Origin of the sequence: Hydrogenophaga laconesensis (assembly GCF_031457235.1) — a bacterium.
In the GTDB taxonomy this organism is placed as follows: domain Bacteria; phylum Pseudomonadota; class Gammaproteobacteria; order Burkholderiales; family Burkholderiaceae_C; genus Hydrogenophaga; species Hydrogenophaga laconesensis.
This window is the reverse complement of the sequence record NZ_JAVDWE010000036.1, coordinates 1-7,049: the sequence shown is the minus strand read 5'-3', so window position 1 is coordinate 7,049 and position 7,049 is coordinate 1. Positions and strand designations below refer to the sequence as shown.

7 protein-coding genes are annotated in these 7,049 nt (G+C 56.3%); 4 read left to right on the top strand and 3 right to left on the bottom strand.

Going from position 1 to position 7,049, the window contains the following annotated elements; genetic code table 11:
* A partial coding sequence (locus tag J2X09_RS26745) for an electron transfer flavoprotein subunit beta/FixA family protein (RefSeq protein WP_445352007.1) occupies positions 1-332 on the bottom strand: 332 nt, incomplete at its 3' end.
* Here J2X09_RS26745 and J2X09_RS26740 point away from each other — a divergent pair.
* Positions 229-1,380, top strand: coding sequence for a LysR family transcriptional regulator (locus J2X09_RS26740; RefSeq protein ID WP_310309898.1), 1,152 nt, complete (start codon positions 229-231; stop codon positions 1,378-1,380). The two genes, J2X09_RS26745 and J2X09_RS26740, sit on opposite strands and share 104 nt — an antisense overlap.
* A gap of 21 nt (positions 1,381-1,401) precedes the next feature.
* Here the strand turns inward: J2X09_RS26740 and J2X09_RS26735 are convergent, their stop codons facing one another.
* Positions 1,402-2,391 carry a LysR family transcriptional regulator gene (locus J2X09_RS26735; protein WP_204735933.1) on the bottom strand — a complete coding sequence of 330 codons (990 nt, stop codon included), beginning with the start codon at positions 2,389-2,391 and terminating at the stop codon, positions 1,402-1,404.
* On the opposite strand from J2X09_RS26735, the gene J2X09_RS26730 reads away from it, so the two are divergent.
* From J2X09_RS26730 to J2X09_RS26720, 3 genes are all read left to right on the top strand, one after another.
* On the top strand, positions 2,390-3,559 hold the full coding sequence (locus tag J2X09_RS26730) for a CaiB/BaiF CoA transferase family protein (protein WP_204735934.1): 1,170 nt from the start codon (positions 2,390-2,392) through the stop codon (positions 3,557-3,559). The two genes, J2X09_RS26735 and J2X09_RS26730, sit on opposite strands and share 2 nt — an antisense overlap.
* Positions 3,556-4,683 (top strand): CaiB/BaiF CoA transferase family protein, encoded by a 1,128-nt coding sequence (locus tag J2X09_RS26725; RefSeq protein ID WP_204735935.1) that lies wholly within the window; start codon positions 3,556-3,558, stop codon positions 4,681-4,683. Before J2X09_RS26730 ends, J2X09_RS26725 begins: the two co-directional genes overlap by 4 nt.
* A 136-nt stretch (positions 4,684-4,819) precedes the next feature.
* Positions 4,820-5,698 carry a tripartite tricarboxylate transporter substrate binding protein gene (locus J2X09_RS26720; RefSeq protein WP_310309897.1) on the top strand — a complete coding sequence of 293 codons (879 nt, stop codon included), beginning with the start codon at positions 4,820-4,822 and terminating at the stop codon, positions 5,696-5,698.
* Positions 5,699-6,503: 805 nt separating this feature from the next.
* On the opposite strand, the gene J2X09_RS26715 is transcribed toward J2X09_RS26720, so the two are convergent.
* Positions 6,504-7,049, bottom strand: a 546-nt coding sequence (locus tag J2X09_RS26715) for an IS3 family transposase (protein WP_204735937.1), incomplete at its 5' end; no start/stop codon positions are given.

Sequence of the window (7,049 nt, the reverse complement as noted above, 5' to 3'; positions counted from 1 at the left end):
TGCGGCTGTTCCTTGTCCACCAGCGCCTTGAGCAGCTTGGCCACGGCCAGGGGTTGCAGTTCGGTGGTGGTCTCGACCAGGATGGCGCGGTCCGCGCCGATGGCCATGGCCGTGCGCAGTACTTCGTGGCACGCCGATGGGCCGCAAGACACAACAACGACCTCGCGAGCGATGTCCCGCTCCTTGAGCCGAACGCCCTCTTCTACGGCAATCTCATCGAAGGGGTTCATGCTCATCTTGACCCCGATGACGTCAACGCCGGTGCCGTCGCTCTTAACTCTCGCCTTTATGTTGGCGTCCATCACTCGCTTTACCGATACCAAAACCTTCATTGGATATGTGCTCCTCTTTGTGCAGGGTTCACTTTACGAAGCGATACTTTCAATGTCCAATACTGATTTCGACTCTAGTGATATCTTTTTGATGATGAATTTTCGCCAGATAACTCAATTCTTGGCGGTGGCAGAGACACAGAGCTTCCGCAAAGCGGCTGAGAAGCTGCACACCGCTCAACCCCCGCTGTCAACTGGGATACGACGCTTGGAGGCAGACATCGGCGCGCAGCTGTTTGACCGAGGGAAGCGAGGAGCGCGATTGACTGAGGCTGGTCAGGCGGTGCTTGCAGATGCCCAGAAAATCATCTTTCACTCTGAGCAGATTCGTAACACCATCACTGCGTTAAAAAGAGGGGTAGGAGGGCGGCTGAGTGTGGGGTTCGTGGGGTCCGCAACCTACCTCTTGTTGCCTCGCGTGCTGCCCTTGTTTCGAGAACGCTATCCCAATGTGGTCTTAGACCTCCGCGAGGGGACAACCACACAAATCCTTCGTGAGCTTGAGTCCGGTAAGTTGGACTTGGGCCTTGTGCGTTTTCCGGTGGCGGAGACCACTCCGGTGGAAATCACGCCAGTCGAGTGGGATAGGTTGGTTGTTGCCTTTCCCGCAGACCACCCATTGAGCCGACGTCGGCGGTTGGCGCTTTCAGAGCTGGCCAACGAGTCGTTCATTCTCTACTCGGCCGCGAGCGCTTCCAACCTCCGTGCGCAAGTGCTCCTAGCATGCCAGGCGGCCGGCTTCACTCCCCGTGTTACTCAAGAAGCTGTTCAAGTTCAAACTCTTGTCAGTCTCGTTGAAAGCGGTATCGGTGTGGCGTTAGTTCCCGCTGCAAGTAGCACTGGATCAACCCGGCGAGTCGTCTTTAGGGATGTGTCCGTTGAATCGTCCCTGGTAGTTGCACTGGGTGTTGCGGTGCCACCAACCTCCGAAAGTAGTGCCGCGAAGCGCTTTCGGGAAATGCTTGAAGAGAACCCTCCTATTGCCAACAAGCAAGCAAAATCTTCTAGAGCGCAACCGAGGAGCGGAGGTGTCCGTTCGCGCGGATAGGTGACAGCTCACAGCGGTCTGTCATGTCGCACCCTTAGGGATTTTCGAAACTGCTTTAGACAAACCGACCATCACCTCGACAAGGTTGGGCAGCCTTGGGTTCTTCGATTCGGGGTCAAAAACTAGCGCAAGTCCGACAGTCAAGAGGCTCTGTGCATCAGCTAAAGATTTGAAACAAACTCGTTGCCAAGAAGCACTTGGGGTGGATGCGGGAACGAGTGCTACGCCTAGCCCACACTCGACCAAACTCAGAATGGTCTGAATCTGGATCGCCTCTTGTGACACCTTTGGCTCGAACCCCGCCTTTTGACATCCCAATGAGATGATGGCGTTCATGGTGGGAGCATGCGTGTGTGAATACTGAATGAAATCCTCTCCTGCCAAATCGGCGAGCCGGACCCGAGTCTTTTTGATCAACGCGTGTCCGCGTGGTAGAGCTGCCACCAAAGGTTCTCGACTCAGAACGCGAATCTCCAACCCAGTGGATTGCATCACCGGGTGCCGGACGATCCCGGCTTCGACGACATTTTCCTTGACGCGGTTGATGACCTCAAGGCTTGGTCCTTCGGACAATTCCAGCTCAATCTTGGGATGCAGGCGTCGGAACGCAGGGACAAAACGGGGCAGGATCTGGTAGGCGGCGGATCCCACGAAGGACACCCGAAGGACACCGGTTTCCTTTGTGGACGTAGCGATCCTCGCAACCTCTTCCGCTTGCGCAAGTGCTCCGCGCGCAGCACGGAGCGCCTCCTCTCCTTCGGCAGTAAGCAGCACATGTCGAGGGCCCCGGTCGAACAGCAGTACTCCGATCTCTCGCTCGAGATTGCGGATGGAGATGGATAAGGCCGGCTGGGCGATGTGCATCCGCTCGGCTGCTCGACTGAAACTGCTCAGCTCTGCAAGAGCCACAAAGTGGCGAAGTTGGCGTAGTTCCATTATTAATTTCTCATATGGATGGGTGGCAATTTTATATTTTTCAACATGGACTTTGTTATGAACAATGCGCCTCATGAAAACCGAGCATCAAGTGAAGGGTCCGTTGGCTGGGATGAAGGTGATTGATCTGACCACCGTGGTCATGGGGCCCTACGCGAGTCAGACATTGGCCGAGTACGGAGCTGAAGTCATCAAAATTGAAGCTCCTGGTGGAGACAGCACACGTCAGATTGGTCCTGAGTTAGAGGTGGGAATGGCGTCACTGTTCTTGGCCGTAAATCGGAACAAGCGCAGTGTCGTCTTGGATCTCAAGACTGACGAAGGTCGCGCCGCGCTACTCGCACTCGTGAAGGATGCTGATGTGTTCATGCACAACATGCGTCCTGAAAAGCTTCGCGCACTTGACTTGGGAGCGTCACGGCTACGTCAGTTGAATCCTCGTCTAGTCTTCGCCGAATTGACGGGCTTCTCCAGCTCTGGTCCCTACGCGGGATTGCCCGCCTACGACGACGTCATCCAAGGGCTATCCGGCCTAGCCGCAATGATGGAAAGGCAGATCGGGGAGCCACGTTATATGCCAACGACCCTGGCAGACAAGGTCGGATCAATGGTCGCGGCTGGGGCCATCATGGCCGCATTGGTGCGTCGGGCTACTTCTGGCGAAGGCGCGACAGTGGAAATTCCTATGTTTGAGGCCGTGGTGTCATTCGGCTTGGTCGAGCACGCGCAAGGGGCCCTGTTTGACCCCCCAGTGTCCGCCGTAGGCTACAGACGCGCGTTCGCTTCTCACAGGAAGCCCTTTGTCACTGCCGATGGTCATATATGCGTCATGCCTTACAGCGACGCGCATTGGAGCTCAATCTTGAAGGCCTTCAACGACTGTGAGGCAGGCCAAGACCCTCGGTATTCCAGTCTCTCCGATCGTACGAAGAACATTGATTCCCTGTATGAACGGCTGGCGGGCCACTTGCGGGGGTGCACATCCGTGGAGGCGCTGGCTCTATGCAGGCGACTGGATATCCCATCTGCGCCCATGAATCGTTTGGACGACCTAATGTTTGATCCGCATCTTGTTGCGGTGGGACATTTCGTTCGAATTGAGGACGAGAGGATGGGCACGTTGGTTTTTCCAGCTAACCCGGTGACGTTTGATGGGTGGAAGTCAACTCCCTCAGTGCCGCCTAGGCTAGGAGCTGATACGGAATCCGTTCTTTCGTCTGCGCGCGCTGGGGAAATATTGTGAGTCTTCTTTCGGGCATCCGCGTTCTCGAGCTCGGCCGTGTGCCGCCTTTGGAAGTGCCGGGAATGATGCTGGCTGACATGGGTGCCGACGTGATCAAGGTGGAGTCTCCTAGTTCGGTGATCCTGAGCGAGAACGAAGAACAGGTGGCGCGCAGGTCTTACACCAATCGCAACAAGCGCTCCGTCTTCATTGATTTAAAGACAGAGGAAGGTGTATTGGCGTTGAAGCGCCTAGCTCAGAACTCGGACGTTCTTGTCGAGGGATTCCGGCCCGGAGTTTTGGATCGACTCGGCGTTGGCTACGATGCCTTGCGTCAGGTGAACTCCCGGCTGGTGTACTGCTCGATGTCCGGATACGGACAGACTGGGCCTGATCGGCTTAAGCCTGCGCATGACTTGAATTTCCTCGCTCGGTCCGGCGTGCTTGATCTGGTGAAGTCACATGGAGACGAGGTCAGCATTCCCTTGAACCTCGTAGCAGACTACGGAGGTGCCTCGCTGCATGCGGCGCTGGCCATTATGTTTGCGCTGTTCGCTCGAGAGAGAGGTTTGCCAGGCCAGTACATCGACATTTCTTATCTGGATTGCACATTAGCTCTTCTGGCCTCGACGCCGAACCTGCGCCAGTTGGTTACCAAGGGGCATACGCCAAGGGCTGAAGAAGGAGTCTTTTGTGGCGGCTATCCCTACTACAGCGTCTACACCACTCGGGACGAAGAAAGACTGGCGGTCGCGTGTTCTGAACCACACCTTTGGGTCAACTTCTGCGATGTGATTGGGCATCCTGAGCTGAAAGCCTTTGCGCGTCACGAGGAGCACTACCGGCGGTCACCATCCGACGAGGAGGCTGTTGCAAAGGCGAAAGTTAGCCAGCGACTACGTGAGCGAGACGCACGAGACTGGTTGGAAGTCTTTGATGGAGCCAACGTATGCGTTAGCCACGTACAGACGATCGACCAAGTACTTGCAGATCCGCATTTGTCGTCTCGAGGAATGATCAACGACCATGGTGGAAGAGTCCAGTTTGGCTCTCCGTTTCGCCTTTCTCTATTGTCGCCGTGCGATGACAGGCCGGCGCCGATTCCCGGTGAGCACACCGCAGAGGTTCTTCACTCAGCCCGATAACCACTAAATCTAGGAGACAAATGTGAGCAACAGAAACCAATCGCAAGAAAGTCGACGACGCGCAATTCAACTTCTTGGAGGTCTTCCCCTCGCGATGGCGCTGCCATCCCGGGCTCAAGAATATCCTGTGCGACCTGTGAAGATCATCGTGCCATATGGTCCTGGGACCGTCAGCGACCTCACGGCGCGACTGCTCGCTGAGCGACTGTCAGAGCTCTGGAAGCAGGGAGTTGTTGTTGACAACCAGACCGGTGCGGGTGGTGCGATCGGAACGAATGCAATCGCCCGCTCCATTCCTGACGGCTACACGTTGGGGATGCTTGCCAGCAATCACGCCATGAACGCTGCGCTGTACTCCAATTTGTCCTATGACGCTGTGAAGGACTTCAAGCTTTTGGTGCACACGACATTCAACCAGTTTGCCTTCTGCGTCAATCCCGGACTTCCCGTGCAGAGCTTACGTCAGTTGATCGACTTGGCAAAGGAACGGCCCGGCTACGTGACATATGGGTCCAGCGGGAATGGCGGATCTCCTCACCTAGCAATGGCCAAGCTTGCATACATGGCTGGTGTTCAACTCACACACATTCCGTACAAATCGAATGGTGCGGGCGTGACAGACTTGCTTTCAGGTCAAATCATGATGATGTCAACGTCCATATCGGTGCTTGCGCCACATGTAAAGGCCGGGAAACTGCGTGCGCTCGCGGTCTCTGGACAAACTCGGTCTCCACTCCTCCCGGATGTCCCTACCGTGGCAGAGGCCGGTATAGCCGGATACGAAATGACGAACTGGAATGGATTGGTGGGCCCCGCAAGCATGTCCGATGCCATCGCTTCGAAGATTCAAAATGATGTACTGAGCATCCTCAAGGACATTCGCACTCAGGAGAGAGTGGCAGCTCTCGGCGCGGAGCTAGCCCCTTTGGAGAGCGTTGCTTTTGAGAAGAAGCTGCAGGCGGAGATCTTATCGTGGACAGAGGTCGTCAAGTCCGCGAAGGTGAAGGTGGACTAGCCTCGGCCGTGAAGCCCCCGTCGCTTTGATTGGCTGGGAGATGCCAGCGATCAGGCCGACAAATAGCCTTCACGGTCCGCGCGCTAGTTCGCAGCATGTGCGACAGCGTGAACTTGAGATTCGTCGCGACGGAGAGGGGATGGGGCCTAAGTCCCATCCCTTCAATCAAGTGCTACTTGTTTGTCAGTTCAACACTGACGACGTGCTTGCAAGCGCGCGTGACTCGATCGTCTCTCCTCCACAGCCATCACCTGGGATTGGCTGACGGATGCCTGAATCTCGATTCCACATTTCGCTCGCGCAAACCCGGACATATTTCCCTGTTCCACCAAGAAACATTCCCTGTTCTGCACACACAACAAAGTGCGTAACCTGCGGGAAAGCGACGCAGCACGTGCTCTTGCGGTATGTCTTGGCGTAGGTGACAGGCGAGAATTCCCTGAAAAATTCCCTGCTACAGGGATTTGTTTCTCTGAGACGATTTAACTTGAGACTACGTCCTCCGCCAGCTAGTCAGAGCCCCCGCACCGTCGGGGGCTTCTTTTTGGCCGCAACGCCCGGTTCCCTGCGGAGTGCAGGCCAGTCGCAATCTCTCAGCAGAGATTCTTTGGCGGCGTTTCTGAGATTTGACCGTTACCTGTCTTAGATTCTCTCGGCCACTCTCTTGTTGTCGATGCATGCGGCGGTTTTGCGGCTTCTCGAAGTAACTTCTTTATCCCCGAGGACTACAAGTGACCATTTTGCAGCGGTTGCTGTCATCTGCGATCAGTCGTCGTCGTGAAGTCCCCTCGATTTCCTGAGCCAGTCAGAAGTAGAGGTTGGGGAACAGTTTGACACGGTACTCGACCGGTGGGATGCGGCCGAGGGCTTCATGGGGTCGATGATGGTTGTAGCGGTGTAGCCAGTCGGCCGTCATGTCACGCACCTCTTTCAAGCTGTCGAAGACGTAGCAATCGAGCACCTCGGTACGGTAGGTCTTGTTGAAGCGTTCGACATAGGCGTTCTGCGTGGGCTTGCCGGGCTGGATGTGATTGAGCGCGATGCCCTTGGATTGCGCCCACTGGGCCAGCGCGTTGGCGATGAACTCGGGGCCATTGTCCAGGCGAATCGACAGTGGCGCACCGCGCACCTCCACCAGCTCGTCCAAGGCACGGATGACACGGGCAGCCGGCAGGCTGGTGTCAACCTCGATGCGAAGGCCTTCGCGGTTGAACTCGTCGATGACGTTGAAGGTTCTAAAACGCCGGCCCGACCACAGCGCATCGGACATGAAGTCGCAGCTCCAGCCGTGATTGGGCTGAGCTGCGGCCTGCAGCGGTTGTTTGACGCGCGCTGGCAGCCGCTTCTTGCC